The organism is Bradyrhizobium sp. 14AA (genome assembly GCF_054185205.1).
The window spans coordinates 1-692 of record NZ_JAVAYM010000079.1; the positions used below are offsets into that span (position 1 = coordinate 1).

At 62.7% G+C, this 692-nt stretch carries 1 protein-coding gene; it reads left to right on the top strand.

What is annotated here, in order from left to right; genetic code table 11:
* Window positions 1-692: chaperonin GroEL (groEL, locus tag RAD15_RS43390; RefSeq protein WP_458184794.1), on the top strand; the 692-nt coding region annotated here is incomplete at both ends.

Here is a 692-nt window from a genome sequence, read left to right on the forward strand (position 1 = left end):
GAGATCGCCCAGGTCGGCACCATCTCGGCCAACGGCGATGCCGAAATCGGCAAGTTCCTCTCCGATGCCATGAAGAAGGTCGGCAACGAGGGTGTCATCACCGTCGAGGAAGCCAAGTCGCTCGAGACCGAGCTCGACGTCGTCGAGGGCATGCAGTTCGACCGCGGTTACATCTCGCCCTACTTCGTCACCAACGCCGACAAGATGCGCGTTGAGATGGACGACGCCTACATCCTCATCAACGAGAAGAAGCTCTCCTCGCTGAACGAGCTGCTGCCGCTGCTCGAGGCCGTGGTGCAGACCGGCAAGCCGCTGGTCATCGTCGCTGAGGACGTCGAAGGCGAGGCCTTGGCCACGCTTGTTGTGAACCGTCTCCGCGGTGGTCTGAAGGTCGCGGCCGTCAAGGCTCCGGGCTTCGGCGATCGCCGCAAGGCCATGCTGCAGGACATCGCGATCCTGACCGGCGGCCAGGCGATCTCGGAAGATCTCGGCATCAAGCTCGAGAACGTCACGCTCAACATGCTCGGTCGCGCCAAGAAGGTGATGATCGACAAGGAGAACACCACGATCGTCAACGGCGCCGGCAAGAAGGCCGACATCGAGGCGCGCGTGGCCCAGATCAAGGCGCAGATCGAGGAAACCACCTCGGACTACGACCGCGAGAAGCTCCAGGAGCGTCTTGCCAAGCTCGC